Source organism: Streptomyces sp. HUAS MG56 (assembly GCF_058673395.1).
On the sequence record NZ_CM178722.1, the window covers coordinates 4,066,349 to 4,085,186 of the forward strand.

The 18,838-nt window shown below is 72.6% G+C and carries 18 protein-coding genes; 3 read left to right on the top strand and 15 right to left on the bottom strand.

Going from position 1 to position 18,838, the window contains the following annotated elements; all coding sequences use genetic code 11:
* Position 1: 1 nt before the first annotated feature.
* From ybeY to AC4OXY_RS19330, 5 genes are all read right to left on the bottom strand, one after another.
* The gene (gene ybeY / locus AC4OXY_RS19310) at positions 2–499 is read right to left on the bottom strand and encodes an rRNA maturation RNase YbeY (protein ID WP_071371042.1); all 498 of its coding nucleotides are present in this window, start codon (positions 497–499) and stop codon (positions 2–4) included.
* 12 nt (positions 500–511) lie between these two features.
* The gene (locus tag AC4OXY_RS19315) at positions 512–1,594 is read right to left on the bottom strand and encodes a PhoH family protein (RefSeq protein ID WP_356030866.1); all 1,083 of its coding nucleotides are present in this window, start codon (positions 1,592–1,594) and stop codon (positions 512–514) included.
* 168 nt (positions 1,595–1,762) lie between these two features.
* The gene (locus tag AC4OXY_RS19320; RefSeq protein ID WP_402063083.1) at positions 1,763–2,920 is read right to left on the bottom strand and encodes a carbohydrate kinase family protein; all 1,158 of its coding nucleotides are present in this window, start codon (positions 2,918–2,920) and stop codon (positions 1,763–1,765) included.
* 119 nt (positions 2,921–3,039) lie between these two features.
* A complete protein-coding gene (locus AC4OXY_RS19325; RefSeq protein WP_491994294.1) occupies positions 3,040–4,350 on the bottom strand; it encodes a glucarate dehydratase family protein in 1,311 nt (436 codons plus the stop codon).
* Positions 4,347–5,303, bottom strand: coding sequence for a 5-dehydro-4-deoxyglucarate dehydratase (locus AC4OXY_RS19330; RefSeq protein WP_356030864.1), 957 nt, complete (start codon positions 5,301–5,303; stop codon positions 4,347–4,349). The genes AC4OXY_RS19325 and AC4OXY_RS19330 overlap by 4 nt, the downstream gene beginning before the upstream one ends.
* 148 nt (positions 5,304–5,451) lie before the next feature.
* Between AC4OXY_RS19330 and AC4OXY_RS19335 the strand changes: the two genes are divergently transcribed.
* A complete protein-coding gene (locus tag AC4OXY_RS19335; RefSeq protein ID WP_491994295.1) occupies positions 5,452–6,606 on the top strand; it encodes an RNA-guided endonuclease InsQ/TnpB family protein in 1,155 nt (384 codons plus the stop codon).
* 137 nt (positions 6,607–6,743) lie between these two features.
* On the opposite strand, the gene AC4OXY_RS19340 is transcribed toward AC4OXY_RS19335, so the two are convergent.
* The 5 genes from AC4OXY_RS19340 to AC4OXY_RS19360 all read right to left on the bottom strand — a co-directional run bounded on the left by AC4OXY_RS19340 (position 6,744) and on the right by AC4OXY_RS19360 (position 13,003).
* The gene (locus AC4OXY_RS19340) at positions 6,744–7,748 is read right to left on the bottom strand and encodes an adenosine deaminase (RefSeq protein ID WP_356030860.1); all 1,005 of its coding nucleotides are present in this window, start codon (positions 7,746–7,748) and stop codon (positions 6,744–6,746) included.
* A gap of 36 nt (positions 7,749–7,784) precedes the next feature.
* On the bottom strand, positions 7,785–8,690 hold the full coding sequence (locus AC4OXY_RS19345; RefSeq protein WP_491994296.1) for a ribonuclease Z: 906 nt from the start codon (positions 8,688–8,690) through the stop codon (positions 7,785–7,787).
* 6 nt (positions 8,691–8,696) lie between these two features.
* Complete coding sequence (locus AC4OXY_RS19350) at positions 8,697–9,050, bottom strand: histidine triad nucleotide-binding protein (RefSeq protein ID WP_356030857.1); 354 nt, start codon at positions 9,048–9,050, stop codon at positions 8,697–8,699.
* Positions 9,051–9,172: 122 nt separating this feature from the next.
* Positions 9,173–12,406: a S41 family peptidase gene (locus AC4OXY_RS19355; protein ID WP_491994297.1), complete on the bottom strand. Its 3,234-nt coding sequence runs from the start codon at positions 12,404–12,406 to the stop codon at positions 9,173–9,175.
* 45 nt (positions 12,407–12,451) lie between these two features.
* On the bottom strand, positions 12,452–13,003 hold the full coding sequence (locus AC4OXY_RS19360) for a hypothetical protein (RefSeq protein WP_356030855.1): 552 nt from the start codon (positions 13,001–13,003) through the stop codon (positions 12,452–12,454).
* A 116-nt stretch (positions 13,004–13,119) separates the two neighbouring features.
* Between AC4OXY_RS19360 and AC4OXY_RS19365 the strand changes: the two genes are divergently transcribed.
* Positions 13,120–13,494 (top strand): hypothetical protein, encoded by a 375-nt coding sequence (locus tag AC4OXY_RS19365; protein WP_356030854.1) that lies wholly within the window; start codon positions 13,120–13,122, stop codon positions 13,492–13,494.
* Here the strand turns inward: AC4OXY_RS19365 and AC4OXY_RS19370 are convergent.
* The 5 genes from AC4OXY_RS19370 to hrcA all read right to left on the bottom strand — a co-directional run bounded on the left by AC4OXY_RS19370 (position 13,436) and on the right by hrcA (position 17,921).
* A complete protein-coding gene (locus AC4OXY_RS19370) occupies positions 13,436–13,828 on the bottom strand; it encodes a VOC family protein (RefSeq protein ID WP_402063088.1) in 393 nt (130 codons plus the stop codon). The two genes, AC4OXY_RS19365 and AC4OXY_RS19370, sit on opposite strands and share 59 nt — an antisense overlap.
* A gap of 17 nt (positions 13,829–13,845) precedes the next feature.
* A complete protein-coding gene (locus AC4OXY_RS19375; RefSeq protein ID WP_362823198.1) occupies positions 13,846–14,583 on the bottom strand; it encodes a 16S rRNA (uracil(1498)-N(3))-methyltransferase in 738 nt (245 codons plus the stop codon).
* Positions 14,580–15,656: a nitronate monooxygenase gene (locus AC4OXY_RS19380; protein ID WP_402063089.1), complete on the bottom strand. Its 1,077-nt coding sequence runs from the start codon at positions 15,654–15,656 to the stop codon at positions 14,580–14,582. Before AC4OXY_RS19380 ends, AC4OXY_RS19375 begins: the two co-directional genes overlap by 4 nt.
* Positions 15,657–15,767: 111 nt before the next feature.
* Entirely contained in the window at positions 15,768–16,904 is a 1,137-nt protein-coding gene (dnaJ, locus tag AC4OXY_RS19385; RefSeq protein WP_356030849.1) for a molecular chaperone DnaJ, read from the bottom strand.
* Complete coding sequence (hrcA, locus tag AC4OXY_RS19390; protein ID WP_356030847.1) at positions 16,905–17,921, bottom strand: heat-inducible transcriptional repressor HrcA; 1,017 nt, start codon at positions 17,919–17,921, stop codon at positions 16,905–16,907.
* A gap of 173 nt (positions 17,922–18,094) precedes the next feature.
* On the opposite strand from hrcA, the gene AC4OXY_RS19395 reads away from it, so the two are divergent.
* The gene (locus AC4OXY_RS19395) at positions 18,095–18,817 is read left to right on the top strand and encodes an MBL fold metallo-hydrolase (RefSeq protein ID WP_356030845.1); all 723 of its coding nucleotides are present in this window, start codon (positions 18,095–18,097) and stop codon (positions 18,815–18,817) included.
* Positions 18,818–18,838: the final 21 nt, after the last annotated feature.

An 18,838-nucleotide genomic window follows, 5' to 3' on the forward strand; every position in this document is an offset into this window, starting at 1 on the left:
CTTACGAGACCGTCGGCGCCGGGGACGGGCCGGTCAGACCCTGCTCGCCCCGCCAGCCGTCGACGATGGCGGCCTGCAGCCCGAACATCTCGGCCTTCTCGTCGGGCTCCTCGTGGTCGTACCCGAGCAGGTGCAGCACGCCGTGGACGGTGAGCAGCTGGAGCTCCTCGTCCATGGAGTGCTGCGTCGGGGCGTCCGCCCCCTGCTTGGCGGCGACCTCGGGGCACAGCACGATGTCGCCGAGCAGGCCCTGCGGGGGCTCGTCGTCGTCCTTCGACGGCGGCCGCAGCTCGTCCATCGGGAACGACATGACATCGGTCGGCCCGGGCAGGTCCATCCACTGGATGTGCAGCTGCTCCATGGCGTCGGCGTCCACGACGATCACCGAGAGCTCGGAGAGCGGGTGGATGCGCATCCGCGCGAGTGCGTAGCGGGCGATGTCGAGGATCGCCTGCTCGTCGACCTCGGTTCCGGACTCGTTGTTGACGTCGATCGACATGGTCGTGCTGGTCTACTTCCCCTTGGAGCCCTTGGCACCGGACTTGCCGTGGCCGCCCTTGTGGGTGCCGTTCTCGGTGCCGTGCTTGCTGTCGTACAACTCGTACGCGTCGACGATACGGCCCACCAGCTTGTGCCGTACGACATCGTGGGACGAGAGCCGGGAGAAGTGGACGTCCTCGACGCCCTCCAGGATCTCCTGCACCTGCCGCAGACCGGACTTGGTGCCGTTCGGCAGGTCGACCTGCGTCACGTCACCGGTGATCACGATCTTCGAGTCGAAGCCGAGCCGGGTGAGGAACATCTTCATCTGCTCGGGGCTCGTGTTCTGGGCCTCGTCCAGGATGATGAAGGCGTCGTTGAGCGTGCGGCCGCGCATGTAGGCGAGCGGCGCGACCTCGATCGTCCCCGCCGCCATCAGCCGCGGGATCGAATCCGGGTCGAGCATGTCGTGCAGCGCGTCGTAGAGCGGGCGCAGGTAGGGGTCGATCTTCTCGTAGAGCGTGCCGGGCAGGAAGCCCAGCCGCTCGCCGGCCTCGACCGCGGGGCGGGTGAGGATGATGCGGTTGACCTGCTTGGACTGGAGGGCCTGGACGGCCTTGGCCATGGCCAGGTAGGTCTTTCCGGTACCGGCGGGGCCGATGCCGAAGACGATCGTGTGCTGGTCGATCGCGTCGACGTACCGCTTCTGGTTGAGGGTCTTCGGGCGGATGGTCCGCCCCCGCGAGGACAGGATGTTCTGCGTCAGCACCTGGGCCGGGGTCTCCGGGCCGTCGCTGGTCCCGTTCTCGCTCGCCTTGAGCATGGCGATCGAGCGTTCCACTGCGTCCTCCGTCATCGGCTGCCCGGTGCGGAGCACCAGCATCATCTCGTCGAACACGCGCGCAATGAGGGCGACGTCGTTCCGGTCGCCGACCGCGCTGATCTCATTGCCCCGGACGTGGATGTCGGCCGCCGGGAAGGCCCTCTCTATGACGCGCAGGAGGGAGTCGCCAGAACCCAGCACGGTCACCATGGGGTGCTGGGCGGGGACGGTGAACTGCGCTCTCGCCTGCTCCTGCGCGGGGGTGGTGTGAGCTGTGGATGTCTGTGTCATGGGCCGGCTCTGAAGGCCTGCGCTTCCTCCTCGTCACGGCCGCCTGGCTGAGGGCGGCCTCGCGATTCCAGAGTACGTCGGGGGGCTGACAACGCCGTAGGACTTTTCCCGGGCCTCCACGGCATGCCTCCCCGGCGTGCAGGAAGCCCGCCCGCCCCCGTCACCGCGTCACCCCGAGCGCCGGAACCCGATCGTCGGCACCGCCCGCCGCAGCGGCCACGGCCGGTCCAGTTCCTCCGGGACGAGCCCGTCGAGGAACGCGTACCGCCGCAGGGCCGCCGGATCCTGCCCGGGAAGGGCCTGCACCCTGCGCCACCACGCCCCGATCTCGGACCACCCCGGCGCCGACAGGGACCCCCCGAACTCCTGCACCGACAGGGCCGCCGTCAGCCCCGCGAACGCCAGCCGGTCGGCCAGCGGCCACCCCGCGAGGGACCCGGTCACGAAGCCGGCGACGAACACGTCCCCCGCCCCGGTCGGATCCAGCGCCTCCACGGCGATCGCGGGCACCTCCGCCGCCTCCCCCGTCCGCCGGTCCACCGCGTACGCCCCCTCCGAGCCGAGGGTCACGACGGCCACCGGCACGTACGCGGTCAGCGCGTGGGCGGCCACGCGGGGGCAGCCGGCCCCCGTGTACCGCTTCGCCTCCTCCGCGTTCGGCAGGAACGCCTCGCAGTGCTCCAGGTCGGCGAGGCCCGACAGGTCCCAGGCCCCGGTGTCGTCCCAGCCCACGTCGGCGAAGATCCGGGTGCCCTCGCGGGCGGCCTGCGCGATCCAGGGCGCGCGCGTGCCCGGCGTCAGCGAGGCCACGGCGGCACGCGCGCGGGGCGGGCGGTCCGGCGCGCCCTCCTGGAGGAACACGGCCCCGGAGGGCGGCTCGTGCCCGTGGGACACCATCGTCCGCTCGCCCTCGTACGCCATCGACACCGTCACCGGCGAGTGCCAGCCGGGCACGGTGCGTGAGGCCGTGAGGTCGATGCCCTCGCCCTGCGCGAGCGCGTCCCAGCAGTACTCGCCGTAGTGGTCGTCGCCGAAGGCCGCCGCGAGGGAGGTCCGCAGGCCGAGCCGGGCCAGGGCGGTGGCCATGTTGGCGACCCCGCCGGGGCTGGAGCCCATGCCCCGGGCCCAGGACTCGGTGCCGCGCACGGGCGCCGAGTCCAGGCCGGTGAAGATGATGTCGAGGAAGACCGTGCCGGTCAGGTAGACGTCCCAGGGCGGATCGCCGGGTGCGCGCAGCGCGGCGAGCGGGTCGACGTCGGCCCGTCGGCTCCCGGCCCGGGTGAGGTGGTCCGGTTCCTCTGCGGCGATGGCGTGCGAGGCGGTCACGGTGCGCTCCCTGACATGGTGCGGGTCTGGCCAGTGTGCACCAGGGAGCGCTCCGCGCGAGGGGCGTACGAGGGGATGTGCGCGGGGTGTGTGCGGGGGGGCGCGCCGTAGGCCCGGGGCTACCAGCGCGGCATCACCGGCTGCCGCCACCCCGGTTCGCCGATCCGCATCGCCGCCGCGTCGTCGCGGTCGCGCAGCGAGCCGTCGTCCTCGGCCCACCTGCGGTGCAGCCGCTCCAGTTCGTCGCGGTCGAGGGTGACGCCGAGGCCCGGCGTGTCGGACACGGCGACCCGGCCGCCGTCGAAGACGACCCGCTCGGTGAGGACGTCCTCGGACTGCCAGGGGTAGTGGGAGTCGCAGGCGTGGTGCAGGTTCGGGACGGTGGCGGCGACCTGGGTCATCGCGGCGAGGCTGATCCCGAGGTGGGTGTTGGAGTGCATGGACACCCCGACCCCGAACGCGGCGCAGATCGCAGCGAGTTCGCGGGTCTTGCGCAGCCCGCCCCAGTAGTGGTGGTCGGAGAGGACCACCTGGACGGCGTCCTTCGTGAACGCCTCCTTGATCTCCCCGAGGGTGGTCACGCACATGTTGGTCGCGAGCGGCACGTCGGTCCCCGCCGAGACCTCGGCCATCGCCGGGGTGCCCAGCGTCGGGTCCTCCAGGTATTCGAGGACGTCGCCGAGTTCCTTCGCCACCTTCAGCGAGGTCTCGACGGACCAGGCGCCGTTGGGGTCGAGGCGCAGCGGGTGCCCGGGGAAGGCCTCGGCGAGGGCGCGGACGGCCGCGATCTCCTCGTCGGGCGGGAAGACACCGCCCTTGAGCTTGAACGAGGTGAAGCCGTAGCGGTCCTTGAACGTCCGCGCCTGCGCCACGACCCCGGCCGGGTCGAGGGCGGCGCCCCAGTCGTCGGGCTCGGCGGTGACGCCCGCCGGGTGGCCGGCCCACTTGTAGAACAGGTAGGCGCTGTACTCGACGGAGTCGCGCAGCCTGCCGCCGAGCAGCGCGTGCACGGGCAGGCCGAGCGCCCTGCCCTGGGCGTCGAGGCAGGCGACCTCGAAGGCGGAGAGCACGGACAGCCGGAGTTTGTCGGCGCTCTGCACCCCGCGCAGCCCGCCCGCGTCGACCTGTCCCTGGACCCGGGACGCGTCCACGCCGAGGTCGAGCGCGAACAGCCCGTTCACATCCATGACCGACCGCCCGGTGAGCCGCTCCGCCAACGGGCGGGCGGTCTCCAGGTACTTGGTGTCGCCGTACGTCTCGCCGAGCCCGGTGATCCCGTCGGCGGTGACGATCTCCACGATCAGCCGGGGGGTGTACGGCTGGTGCACGCCCTGGGTGTTGAGCAGCGGCGCGTCGGCCACCAGGATCGGCGTCAGGCGTACCTCGGCGATGGTCAGGTCACGGGTCGGTGCGGTCGTCGCGGTCGTCACAGGGCGGCTCCTACGAGGTCGAGTCCGGTGGTGAGCAGGGCCTTGAGGTCGGCGAGGTCGGCGGGCGCGGGGTCGGTGAGCGGGGCGCGCACGGGTCCGACGCGCTGTCCGCGCAGCCGGGCCGCCGCCTTCACCAGGGACACGGCGTACCCGGGCGTGCGGTCGCGCAGTTCGACGAGGGGGACGTAGAACTCCCGCAGCAGTTCGTCCATGGTCCCCCGGTCGCCGTCGCCGAGCGCCGTGAAGAAGGCGCCGGCGATCTCGGGGGCGAAGGCGTGCACGGCGGAGGAGTAGGCGGGGACGCCGACGGTGGCGTAGGCGCGGGCCTGGATCTCGGCGGTGGCGGCGCCGTTGAAGAAGAGGAAGCCGTCGGGGGCGGCGAGGGTGAGGCGCTGGAGCCGGTCGAGGTCGCTGTGGCCGTCCTTGAGGCCGATGACGTTCGGGATGTCCGCGATGCGCTTCAGCGTCTCGGCGCCGTAGGCGACTTGGCCGCGCTGGTAGGCGATCAGCGGCAGCCGGGTGCGGGCGGCGAGCTGCGCGAGCTGGGCGGCGAGGCCGGCCTGCGGTGCCTCGACGAGGTAGTGGGGCAGGGCGAGCAGGGCGTCGGCGCCGGCCTCCTCGGCGATCCGCGCGAACCGGGCGGCCTGCGCCCAGCCGTACCCGGTCCCGGCCACGACGGGCACCCGGCCCGCCGCCTCCTCGACGGTGATCGAGACGACCGTCCGGTACTCCTCCTCGTCCAGCGAGAAGAACTCCCCGGTGCCGCAGGCGGGGAAGACGGCGCCGGGGCCGGCGGCGAGCCGGCCGGCGACATGGGCACGGAAGCCGTCGGGGTCGAGGGAGCCGTCGTCGTGGAAGGCGGTGAGCGGGAAGGACAGCACACCCCGTGTCATGCCCTCCCGCAAGCGCCGCGCCACCTGCTGCGGACTCGGGTCGCCGTCCACCGCGATCATCTCCCTTTACAGAAGTCTTCCACATATGAGAACAGAGATTAGATATACAGACAGCGGCCGTCAACGAGGCGGCAACAGGTCACCCGTTATGGCGACTGCCGGGCAGATGCCGATTGCGTGAGCGCATGCCGCACTAATGTCCAGGGCTGTGAAGCTGGTAGTGCAGGTGAAGCTGCTGCCGACGCCCGAGCAGGCGTCGACACTCGACGCAACCCTGCGCGCCTGCAACCGGGCCGCCACCTACGCCTCCATCGTCGCTTTCACCAAGGACCTCAAGGACCGCAACAGTCTCCAGAAAGAGGTGTACTCGGACCTGAAGGCGACCTTCGGGCTGTCCGCGCAACCGGTGGTGCGGGCGGTGAAGAAGGTCGTCGACGCCTACGCCACCTTGAAGGCCAATCTGCGGGCGGGGAACCTGGGCCCGCCCACCTCCAAGCGGCTCCGCAAGGTGGTCGGCACTCCGATCGCCTTCCGCCCGGAGGCAGCCCAGCCGTTCGACGACCGCTGCTTGTCCTGGCAGTACGACGCACGCACCGTCTCCATCTGGACCGTGGACGGGCGTATGAAGAACCTCCGGTTCGCCTGCTCGCCCGACCAGCTCAAGACGCTCGTGACCTGCCGCAAGGGCGAGAGCGACCTGGTCCAGAGGGGCGGCAAGTGGTTCCTGGTGGCCACCTGCGACATCCCGGATCCCGAGGTGTACGAGCCCGCTGACTGGATCGGCGTGGACCGCGGCATCACGAACCTGGCCACGACCAGCGACGGCGTCAACTACCAGGGTCGCCGTCTGAGCCGCTACCGGCGTTGGCATGCCCGCAAGCGCGCGGAACTCCAGGCCAAGCAGACCCGATCGGCCACCCGCCGCCTCGCCCGCCGCACACAGAAGGAGCGCCGCCATGCCACGCATGTGAACCACAAGATCAGCAAGGAGATCGTGTCCGTCGCCCAACGCACCGGTCGCGATGTCGCCGTCGAGGAACTCGGCGGGATCCGCGAGCGGGTACGGCTACGCTGCGACCAGCGGAGCATCCTCTCCTCCTGGCCCTTCCACCAGCTCGGACGACACCTCGCCTACAAGGCCAAGAAGGCCGGGGTGCCGTTCCTCGAGGTGGACCCGCGCCATACCTCGCAGCGCTGCCCGCGCTGCGGGCACACCGAGCGGGCCAACCGGCCCACCCGGGACCACTTCCACTGTCGTCGGTGCGGGCTCGCTGGCCCCGCCGACCACGTCGCCGGGGTCAACGTGCGCGACCGCGCACGCTCGGCCTGGGTGTTCGTCACCGCACCCGCACCCTCCCTCTGACAGCCGCCAGTGGGAGGGTGGATGCGACCCGTGACCGTCCTGTCGTAGGGGACAGTCGGGAGCGCGACGAGGTGTGAACGACCGAGTGCACAAGCTCTGCCGTTCGCGACCAAGAAGGTGACGGCCGGGTATCTCGCTTACGACATCGCGTCCCCGAACTCGTACGCCTCCACCTCGGCCAGGTAACGCGCCCGCCGCTCCTCGTCGTCCTCCAGGAAGGAGGCGAGGAAGGAGTTGCGGGCCAGCTCGCGCAGCCGGTCCTCGGTCAGGGCGAGGGTGCGGTGCACGGCCGCGAAGTTGTCGCCCGCGTAGCCGCCGAAGTACGCCGGGTCGTCGGAGTTGACCGTGCACATGAGGCCGGCGTCGAGCATGGCCGGCAGCGGGTGGTCGGCGAGCGTGTCGACCGTCCGCAGCCGGACGTTGGACAGCGGGCACAGGGTCAGCGGGATCCGCTCCCGGACCAGCCGCTCGACCAGCGCCGGGTCCTCCATGCAGCGCAGCCCGTGGTCGACGCGCTCGACGCCGAGCACGTCCAGGGCCTCGGTGATGTACGCCGGCGGCCCCTCCTCACCGGCGTGCGCCACCCGCCGCAGCCCGAGCGCGGCGGCGGCCTCGTACACCTCGCGGAACTTCACCGGCGGATGCCCGACCTCGGCGGAGTCGAGCCCGACGCCGGTGATCCGGTCGAGATACGGCTTCGCGGCGTCGAGCGTCCGAAGGGCCGACTCGGCGGACTCGTCGCGCAGGAAGCAGAGGATCAGCCGGGTGGAGATCCCGTGGTTCTCCTCGCTGCTGCCGAGCGCCCGCCACAGCCCCTCCACGACGGTGCCCATGGACACGCCCCGGGCGAGGTGGGCCTGCGGGTCGAAGAAGATCTCCGCGTGCCGGACGCCCTGTGCGGCGGCGCGGGCGAGGTAGGCGTTCGCCAGGTCGGCGAAGTCCTGCTCGGTGCGCAGGACGGCCATCAGCTCGTAGTACAGGTTCAGGAAGGACTGGAGGTCCTCGAAGTCGTACGCCTTGCGCAGTTCGTCGGTGTCCGCGTACGGGAGGGTCACGCCGTTGCGGGCGGCCAGCTCGAACGCCAGCTCCGGCTCCAAGGTGCCTTCGATGTGGAGGTGCAGTTCTGCTTTCGGGAGGGGCATCGACGTATCGTACGGGGGCTCTGCCGTTGTTTCGCGTCAGCGCCGTTTCGGCACCGGCACGCGCAGCAGATCGTGCGCCACGGTCAGCTCGCCCTCGAAACCCGCGGCCCGCGCCTGCCGCTCGAACTCCTCCGGCTCGGCGTAGCGCTGGCTGAAGTGGGTCAGGACGAGGTGCCGCACGCCCGCGTCCCGGGCGACGGCGGCGGCCTGCCCGGCGGTCAAGTGGCCGTGTTCCAGGGCCAGTTCGACGTCCTCGTCCAGGAAGGTCGACTCGATCACGAGCAGGTCGCAGCCCTCCGCGAGCGCGTGCACGCCGTCGCAGAGCCGGGTGTCCATGACGAACGCGAACCGCTGTCCGCGCCGCACCTCGCTGACGTCCTCCAGCGCGACGTCCCCGATCCGCCCCTCGCGCTGCAGCCGGCCGACGTCCGGCCCCTCGATCCCGTGCGCGGCGAGCCGTTCGGGCAGCATGCGGCGGCCGTCGGGCTCGATGAGGCGGTAGCCGTAGGACTCGACCGGGTGGGACAGCTTGCGGGCCTCCAGGGTGTACGACGAGGACACCGCGAGGATGCCGTCGGCGGCGACGGGTGCCTCGGTGATGCCGACCGTCTCCCGGTAGGCCGTCGCGTACCGCAGGCGGTCGAAGAAGCGCTGCCCGGAGCGCGGGTAGTGCGCGGTGACCTCGTGCGGCACCTGGTCGAGGTTGATCCGCTGGATCACGCCGGCGAGGCCGAGGGAGTGGTCGCCGTGGAAGTGCGTGACACAGACGCGGTTCAGGTCGTGGGCGGCGACCCCGGCGCGCACCATCTGGCGCTGCGTGCCCTCGCCGGGGTCGAACAGGATGCCCGCGCCGTCCCAGCGCAGCAGGTAGCCGTTGTGGTTGCGGTGCCGGGTCGGGACCTGGCTGGCGGTGCCGAGGACCACCAGTTCACGTACGGACACGGTGGGTCACCCGGGGGGCCACTGCATGCCGCGGCCGCCGAGGAGGTGGGCGTGGGCGTGGAAGACGGTCTGTCCGGCGCCGGAACCGGTGTTGAAGACGGTGCGGTAGCTCTCCAGCTTCTCCTCCGCGGCGACCTCGCCGATCGCGCGCAGGACGTCGGCCGCGCTCTGCGGGTCGCCCGCGCCCAGCGAGGCCGCGTCCGGGTAGTGGACCTTGGGGATCACCAGGATGTGGGTCGGCGCCTGGGGGTTTATGTCCCGGAAGGCGACAGTGGTGTCTGTCTCGCGGACGATCGTCGCCGGGACGTGTCCCGCGACGATCTTGCAGAACAGGCAGTCGTCCTGCGGTTCGCCTGCCATACGCGTGCGCTCGCTTTCGCCAGTGATCGATACGGGGGGCAATCGTAGTCGTTCGGGTGCGGATGGTCTGTGGTTGTTCGCGCCCACGCGGCGGAGCCGCATGTCAATACGGCCCCGCGCCCCTAAGTCGGCAACCCCGGGGGCGTCTTCGCAGGTGCCGCTTCCAGGGCCTCAAGCGCCAGCCTCACCGCCGCGTCCAGCTGGGCGTCCGTGCCCGATGCCCAGTCCTGGGGGCGCTGGACGACCTCCACGTCCGGGTCCACGCCGTGGTTCTCCACGTCCCAGCCCTGGCCCTCCAGCCAGATCGCGTACTTCGGCTGGGTGACCAGGGTGCCGTCGAGCAGGTGGTAGCGGCTGTCGATGCCGATGACGCCGCCCCAGGTGCGGGTGCCGACGACCGGGCCGATGCCGAGGGCCTTGATCGCCCCGTTGACGATGTCGCCGTCGGAGCCGGAGAACTCGTTGGCGACGGCGACGACCGGGCCGCGCGGGGCGTCGACGGGGTAGCTGGTGGGGCGCATGCCGCGCGGGACGTCCCAGCCGATGACGCGGCGGGCCAGCTTCTCGACCACGAGCTGGGAGGTGTGGCCGCCGCGGTTCTCGCGGACGTCGACCACCAGGCCCTCGCGGGCGACCTCGACGCGCAGGTCGCGGTGGATCTGGGCCCAGCCGGGGGCCTGCATGTCGGGGACGTGGAGGTAGCCGAGGCGGCCGGCGGAGGCCGCGTGGACATGGGCGCGGCGGTCCGCCACCCAGGCGTGGTAGCGCAGGGGTTCCTCGTCGGCGAGGGGGACGACGACCGTGTGGCGCACTTCGCCGCCGCCCGCCGGGGCGACGGTCAGTTCGACCGGGTGGCCCGCCGCGCCGACGAGGAGCGGGCCCGGGCCCGTCACCGGGTCGACCGGATGGCCGGCGACGGCGATGATCGCGTCGCCGGGGCGGACCGCGACGCCGGGTGCGGCGAGCGGGGAGCGGGCGTCCGGGTCGGAGGTCTCCGAGGGCAGGATCCGGTCGATGCGCCAACTGCCGTCCTCGTGGCGGGAGATGTCGGCGCCGAGCAGTCCGTGCCGGGCGCCGCCGTGGCCGCCGGCGGGGATGACGTAGGCGTGGGAGGTGCCGAGTTCGCCCTGCACCTCCCACAGCAGGTCGGTGAGGTCGCTGTGGGTGGCGAGGCGGGCCAGCAGGGGGCGGTAGCGGGCGAGGACGGCCGTCCAGTCGGTGCCGCCCAGGTCGGGGCGCCAGAAGTGGTCGCGCATGAGGCGGCCGGTCTCGTCGTACATCTGGCGCCACTCGGCGGCCGGGTCGAGGGTCTGCCGGACGCGGGCGAGGTCGACGGTGACGCTGGTGTCGCCGTCGTCGTCGGTGCCGGTGCGGCGGTCGCCCGGCACGACGCGCAGCCGCTCGTCGCTCCACAGCAGGACGCGCTTGCCGTCGCCGCTGACCTCGAAGTGGTCGGCGTCGGACGCCAGTTGCTCCAGGCGCCGCTGGGCGAAGTCGTAGCGCTCCAGCTCGGTGTGCGGGTCGGGGTCCTCGGGGTGGGCGCGGGCGGTGCCGAGGACGCCGTGCACGGGGTGGCGCAGCCACAGGACGCCGTCCTTGGCCGCGCGGAGGGTGGAGTAGCGGCCCGCCTCCACCGGGAAGGGCACGATGCGGTCGGCGAGGCCCTCCAGGTCGACGCGGGTGGCGGGGGTGCCCTCGCTGTCCGGGGTCTCGTCCTTGTCCGGGGTCTCGAAGGGGCGGCCGTGCCGCTGCGGGCCGAAGGGCGAGGGCGTGGTGGCCGCCAGGGTGATCAGGTGCGGGCGGGCGCCGACCACGAAGGCGAGGTCGAAGACGTGCTCGTCGTAGACCGGGTCGAAGGCGCGGTTGGACAGGAACGCCAGGTGTTTGCCGTCGAGGGTGAAGGCGGGGGCGTAGTCCATGAAGCGCAGCGGGGTCGCCTCGGTGACCGTCAGGTCGGTGGTGTGGGCGAGGCGCAGCTGGGAGAGCGGCCGGGGGCCGGGGTGGGCCCAGGCGAGCCAGGCGGAGTCGGGTGAGAAGGCGAGGCCGGAGACCTCGCCGTCGTCGCTGCGGTCGACCTCGCGGACCTCGCCGGTCTCGCGCTCGACGAGCAGCAGCCGGCCGTCGTGCGCGGCGACGGCGGCGCGGCTGCCGTCGGGGGCCATGGCCAGCTCCAGGACCCGGCCGAGCTGTCCGGCGGCGAGGCGGCGCGGGGGCGCGCCGGGCACGTTGCCGGTGGCGGGGGCGAACTCCAGGGCGTCGTCGCCCTCGGCGTCCGTCACCCAGACCGCCCACTCCTCGCCGTCGGCGCGGAAGGTGCGGGGCAGCCGGGCGCGCACGCCGGGGGTGGCGGCGAGGGCGCGGGCTGGGCCGGAGCGGTGGGTGACCCAGTGGATCCCGCCGCGTACGCAGACGGCGCTGCCGCGCGCGGTGTGGTCGGGCGACGCCGCCCCGAACCAGCGGGCGGCGTTCACCGGGCGGGGGCGCAGGTCGATGCGGGGTCCGCCGAGGCGCACGTCCAGCCGGCGCGGCTCGGCGCCCTCCAGGTCGTCCAGGAGCCAGAGTTCACCGCCCGAGACGTAGACGACGCGGGTGCCGTCGCCGGCGGCATGGCGGGCGTAGAACCCGTCGATCGGGGTGTGGCGGCGCAGGTCGGAGCCGTCGGCGAGGGAGGAGTACAGGGCGCCGGTGCCCTCGTGGTCGGAGAGGAAGGCGAGGCGGTCGCCGGCCCAGACCGGGCACTCCAGGTTCCCGTCGAGCTCGGCGTGCAGCCGGACGAACTCCCCGCTCCCCTCCCGGTCGATCCACAACTTGCCCGCCGTGCCGCCGCGGTAGCGCTTCCAGTACGCCGCCTCGCGGCCCATCTGCGCGGACAGCAGCACGGTGGCCGGGCCGGGCGCCACGTCGCCGACCGGGCCGTACGGCAGGGTCTCGGCGGGGCCGCCGTCCAGCGGGACGGCATGCGCCCAGCTCTGGCGGAAGCTGGGGCGGCCCTGCGCGCCGAGGGCGAGGACCCGCCCGTCGGCGGTCCAGCCGCGCACGTCGGTACGGCGGTTGCCCCAGTACGTCAGCCGCTCGGCGGGGCCGCCGTCGACGGGGGCGACATGCACCTCGGGCGCGCCGTCCCGGGTGGAGGTCCAGGCGATACGGCGCCCGTCCGGGGATATCCGGGGATGGGTCACGGGCCGGTTGTCGGCGCTGACCCGCCAGGCGCGGCCGCCGTCGAGGGGGGCGAGCCATACGTCGTCCTCGGCGACGAAGGTCACCAAGTCGCCGTGTACGTGGGGGAATCGGAGATAGCCGTAGGACGCCGGGGTTCCGGCCGTTCCCGTCGTTCCCGTCGAAGCACCCTGAGTCACCCCGTCACTGTACGCAGCGACCGGCGTGCCCCGCCCGTGTTTCGATCACTTGCCCTGGACGGGCCAGCAGGTCGGATCGCCCTTGCACCAGAGGGTCCGGGTGACGGTGACCGTCACGGTGGGCTGCCCGCCGCCGGGGTGGTACGTGGGCGGCTCGTACGTCGGCCCGGGCGTGGCAGCGCAGTCACCGAGCCCGCTCACGTGGAACACCTGCCGGCCCCCGACCCTGGCGGTCAGGGAGCCGCGCACACACGCCCCGTCGACGGCCCTGGTGACCCTCCCGGTGACGGTGATCTTCTTCCGGCTCCGGGTCTCGCCCTGGCACTCGACGGAGACGACGGTGGTCTCGGTCGGCGAGGGCGTGCCCGCCTTCCCGTTGTTCCCGTAGTTGCCGGTGCAGCTGAGCCAACTGACGTCCACGTGCTGCTGTTTCAGCCTGGCCGTGGCGGTCGTGCCGGTGGTGTAGGCGGCGGAGGAGGAGTTGAGATCGGCCGGCTGACAGCCCGCCAGCGCCCCGCCGGCCACGACGACGGCCCCCACCGCACCCGCGACCCGCACCCCGCGCGCCCCGTACCCAATCCGCCTGAAAGCCCCCATGCAGGGCAGAGTGCCACCGTCCCGTCCCCGGGGGAAGGCGGCATACGGCCACTCACCCGTTCGGAGTGCCGGACCTGCCCGTCCGGTGCCGCGCGCGGCGAACGTAGTGTGGCCGGGTGCGCAGTGAACGCAGGCTGAGGCGGCTCGTGCTGCCGGACGCAGCCGTGTGGGGGTGGACGGTCCGGCACCGGCACCGGGACGGCGGCCTCTGCCAGGAGGTGCTGACGCTGTACCGGGACAGGACGCCGGTCCGGATCGTCTTCCCGGGCACGGGTGGCGCCTACGGGCACTCCGGTCTCGTCGCCGACCGCCACGGGAACGCCGTCAATCTGCACGAGCCCGGCGTCGTACGGGCGTTCGTGGACGCGGTGCGGCGCCGGGAGGCCACGGGCGGCGAGGTGGACGGGTGGGCGCTGCTGCCCGGCGTCGTCGTCAGCCTCGCAGCAGCAGCCACTCCTGGAGCTCCACCAGGTTGCCCTCCGGGTCCTTGAGGTGGGCCACGCGCATGCGGTCGGTCATGGGGGCCGGGCCGTGGATCACCGTCCCGCCGCGGGCGGTGATCCGCGCGCAGTAGGCGTCGAGGTCGTCCACGCGCAGCACCACCAGGGAGCGGTGGCCGTTGACGGTGTCGCCCAGCTCGTCCAGGACCTCGGCCATCATCGCCCGGTCCTGGAGGGCGATCCCGGCGGAACCGGTGTGCGGGCTGAACTTCTCGTACGGGCCCTCGGTCGCGCCGGACTGCGGCTTCAGGCCGAGGACGTCGGCGTAGAAGTGGTAGCAGGCGGCGAAGTCGGTGACCAGGAGCCGGACTTGGGCGAGTTCCACGGTGTCCCCCAGGTGTGTCAGGACCAGCGGCCGGTGCGGCCCAGCAGCAGGGCCGCGGCGGCGGTGCCGGCGGTGGATGTGCGCAGCACGGTGGGCCCGAGGACGTACGGCCGCGCACCGGCCTGCGCGAAGAGTGCCAACTCCTCGGGGGAGACGCCTCCTTCGGGGCCGACGACCAGCACGATGTCGCCCCCGGCGGGGAGTTCGGCGGTGGCGAGACGTTCCTCGCCGCTCTCGTGGAGGACGGCGGCGAAGTCGGCGGTGGCCAGCAGTGCGCACACCTGCTTGGTGGTCGCCGCGTCCGCGACCTCCGGGAAGCGGACCCGGCGCGACTGCTTGCCGGCCTCGCGCGCGGTCGCCCGCCACTTGCCGAGCGCCTTCAGGCCGCGCTCGCCCTTCCACTGGGTGATGCAGCGCGACGCCTGCCAGGGCACGATCGCGTCGACGCCGACCTCGGTCATCGTCTCCACGGCGACCTCGCCCCGGTCGCCCTTCGGCAGGGCCTGGACGACGGTGATGCGGGGGACGGCCGGCGGCTCCTCGTGGACCGACGCCACGTCCACCACGAGCCGGTCCTTGCCCTCGGCCGCCTTGACGACGCCCTCGGCCCAGCGGCCGCGCCCGTCGGTGAGGACCACGTCCTCGCCGGACCGCAGCCGCTTCACGGACACGGCGTGCCGTCCCTCGGGTCCGTCGAGCACGAACTCCGGTCCGGCCAGGTCGAGTCGGTCCACGACGAAGACGGGTGCGGTCATCGCGCGTCACCTCCGGCCGACAACGCTGTCCGGGCGGCGGCGAGTTCGGCCGCCAGCACCTCCACCAGCTCTCCGGCGGGCAGTTCCCGGGCCAGCCGGTGGCCCTGGCCCGCGAACAACGACATGCCCTGCGCGTCCCCGGCCCGGGCGGCGGCCTTGCGCAGTGGCGAGGTCAGGTGGTTGACCTCGGGGTAGGCGGCGGGGGCGTAGGGGCCGTGCTCGCGCACGAAGCGGTTGACCAGTACGCGCGCCGGGCGGCCCGAGAACGCGCGGGTCAGCTCGGTGCGCGCGTACAGGGGGTCGGTCAGCGCCCGCTTGTGCAGGGTGTGGGCGCCGGACTCGGGGGTGGCGAGGAACGCGGTGCCGAGCTGGGCCGCGCTGGCGCCGGCCGCGAGGACGGCGGCGATCTGACCGCCGCGCATGATGCCGCCGGCGGCGACGACCGGCAGGCTCACGGCCTCCCGGATCTGCGCGACCAGCGACAGCAGACCGATGCCGGAGCCGTCGTTCTCGGGCAGGTCCCGGTGCGTGCCCTGGTGGCCGCCCGCCTCCACGCCCTGCGCGATCACCGCGTCCGCCCCGGCCCGCTCGACCGCGCGTGCCTCCTCGGCGGTGGTGGCGGTGACCAGGGTGAGGGTGCCGGCCCGGCGCAGCCGGTCGAGCACGTCCCGGCCCGGCACGCCGAAGTGGAACGAGACCACCGGCACCGGGTTGTCGAGGAGTACGGCGAGCTTGGCGTCGTAGCCGTCGTCCCGGCCGCTGTCGGGGTCGCCCAGCTCGGTCTCGTACCAGGCGGCCTCGCCGGCCAGCTGATGCGCGTAGACCTCCACGGCGCCCGATTCGGACAGCTCGGGCTGCGGCAGGAACACGTTCACGCCGAAGGGGCGGCTCGTCAGCCCCCGCAGCTGTTTGATCTCCTGGTACATCCCGTCGGCGGTCTTGTAACCGGCGGCGAGGAACCCGAGGCCGCCGGCCTCGGAGACGGCGGCGACGAGCTGCGGGACGGAGACGCCGCCCGCCATGGGGGCCTGCACGATCGGGTGGGGGAGGAGATCGGTCAGCGCGGAGGACATGACCGCATGTTGTCACGTCCTCCGAACAAGTCCGAATCCGGGCTTCCCACGGCATAGGACAGGGGCATACGGGTCGTCCGAGCACCCCGTACACCCCTGGTCCCCCGGGGCTCAGCGCCCGTTGAACGCGTCCTTCAGCCGCGAGAACAGCCCCTGCTGACCCGGCTGGAACTGTCCCTGCGGACGCTCCTCGCCGCGCAGCTTGGCCAGCTCGCGCAGCAGTCGCTCCTGCTCGGGGTCCAGCTTGGTCGGGGTCATGACCTCGACATGCACGATCAGGTCACCCCGGCCGCCGCCGCGCAGATGCGTGACACCGCGGCCATGCAGCGGGATCGACTGGCCGGACTGGGTGCCCGGCCGGATGTCGACCTCCTCCATGCCGTCCAGGGTCTCCAGCGGCACCTTGGTGCCGAGCGCGGCCGCGGTCATCGGGATCGTGACCGTGCAGTGCAGGTCGTCGCCGCGCCGCTGGAAGGTCGAGTGGGGCAGCTCGTGGATCTCGACGTACAGGTCGCCGGCCGGACCGCCGCCGGGGCCGACCTCGCCCTCGCCGGCGAGCTGGATCCGGGTGCCGTTGTCGACACCGGCCGGGATCTTGACGGTCAGCGTGCGCCGGGAGCGGACCCGGCCGTCGCCCGCGCACTCCGGGCACGGGGTCGGCACAACGGTCCCGAAACCCTGGCACTGGGGGCAGGGGCGCGAGGTCATGACCTGACCCAGGAAGGACCGGGTGACCTGCGAGACCTCGCCGCGGCCGCGGCACATGTCACACGTCTGGGCGGTCGTACCGGGCGCCGCGCCCTCGCCGTTGCAGGTGTTGCAGACGACCGCCGTGTCGACCTGGATGTCCTTGGTGGTCCCGAAGGCCGCCTCGTCCAGCTCGACCTCGATGCGGATCATCGCGTCCTGGCCGCGCCGGGTGCGCGAGCGCGGCCCGCGCTGCGACGCCGTGCCGAAGAACGCGTCCATGATGTCGGAGAAGTTGCCGAAGCCACCGGCGCCGAAGCCGCCCGCGCCCGCGCCGCCGCTCTGCGAGAGCGGGTCGCCGCCGAGGTCGTAGACCTGCTTCTTCTGCGGGTCCGACAGCACCTCGTAAGCGGCGTTGATCTCCTTGAACCGCTCCTGGGTCTTCGGATCGGGGTTGACGTCCGGGTGCAGCTCGCGCGCGAGCCGACGGAACGCCTTCTTGATCTCATCCTGCGACGCGTCGCGGCGCACGCCGAGAACGGCGTAGTAGTCCGTGGCCACTTACGACTCCGCCAGGATCTGTCCGACGTACCGTGCCACTGCGCGTACCGCTCCCATCGTTCCCGGGTAGTCCATGCGGGTCGGTCCGACCACGCCGAGCTTGGCAACCGCCTCGCCGCCCGAACCGTAGCCCACCGACACGACGGACGTGGAGTTGAGTCCCTCGTGTGCGTTCTCGTGACCGATACGCACGGTCACGCCCGGATCCTTCGCCTCGCCAAGGAGTTTGAGGAGCACGACCTGCTCCTCAAGGGCCTCCAGGACGGGCCGGATCGTGAGGGGAAAGTCATGTCCGAAGCGGGTGAGATTGGCGGTGCCGCCGATCATCAGCCGCTCCTCGTTCTCCTCCACGAGTGTCTCCAGAAGAGTGGAGAGCACCGTGGAGACCGTACCGCGGTCCTCCGGATCGAAGGCGTCCGGAAGATCCTCGACCAGCGTCGGCACGTCCGTGAACCGGCGCCCCGCGACCCGGCTGTTGAGCCGCGCCCGCAGATCCGCCAGCGAGGCCTCGCCGAACGGCGCCGGACAGTCGACCATCCGCTGCTCGACCCGGCCGGTGTCCGTGATCAGCACGAGCATCACGCGCGCGGGCGCGAGCGAGAGCAGCTCGACGTGGCGGACGGTGGACCGGGTCAGGGACGGGTACTGCACGACGGCGACCTGCCGCGTGAGCTGCGCGAGCAGCCGTACGGTACGGGCCACGACGTCGTCGAGATCGACGGCGCCCTCCAGGAAGTTCTGGATGGCCCGCCGTTCCGGAGCCGTCATCGGCTTGACACCGGCGAGCTTGTCGACGAACAGCCGGTAGCCCTTGTCGGTCGGAATCCGCCCGGCGCTGGTGTGCGGCTGCGCGATGAAGCCCTCGTCCTCCAGGGCCGCCATGTCGTTGCGGACGGTCGCCGGGGAGACCCCGAGGTTGTGCCGCTCGGTCAGCGCCTTGGAGCCGACCGGCTCCTCGGTCCCGACGTAGTCCTGGACGATCGCGCGCAGCACCTGGAGCCTGCGTTCACTCAGCATGCGCGCGCACCTCCAGCACGTCGTCCCCTCGCCCCGCTCGTCCGTCGGGGTCGGCCTCCTGGCACTCTTCCCATACGAGTGCCAGCCCTTTCCCGGCCCCAGTGTACGGCTGTCCGGTACACCCGGGGCAAGGTCGGTGCGCTCGCCACGCGTCGTACGGCTAGCGTCGCGGTATGACCGTGACTTGGGAAGAGCTGGGGTGGGAACGGCTGGCCGCCGGGGTCGGGCGGTGCCGGCTGCCGGGCTGGGACTGCACGGTGGGGCTGGTCCTCGGCGAGGGTGCGGCGCTCTTGGTGGACGCCGGGTCGAGTCTGACCGAAGGCGCGCGGCTGCGGGGGCAGGCCGAGGAACTGGCCGGCCGCCGTGTGACCCATCTCGCGCTCACCCACCCCCATTTCGACCATGTCTTCGGGGTCCCGGCGTTCGCCGGGGCGCGGGTGTACGCGGCGGTGGGGGTGGACGCGGTGTTCGCCCACGAGCGGGAGGAACTGCGCCTGGACGCGATCAGGAACGGCCTGCCGGTCGCCGACGCCGACGAGGCGACGGACGCGCTGGTCCCGCCCGCCCACCAGGTGTCGGGCGAGTGGACCCTGGACCTGGGCGCCGGCCGCCAGGTCCTGCTGGCCAACGTGGGCCCCGGCCACACCGCGAACGACCTGGCGGTCCTGGTCCCCGGCGACCGTGAGGTGGTCTTCTGCGGCGACCTGGTCGAGGAGTCCGGCGAACCCCAGGCGGGCCCGGACGCGGTCCCGTCCCACTGGCCCGCCGCGCTCGACCGGCTGCTGGCGCTGGGCGGTGCGGACGCTCTGTACGTGCCGGGTCACGGAGCGGTGGTGGACGCGGCGTTCGTACGACGGCAGCGCGATCGACTGGCGGCCCGTTTCGGCGTGTCGTAGGCGCTGGTCCGCGACTTCTCC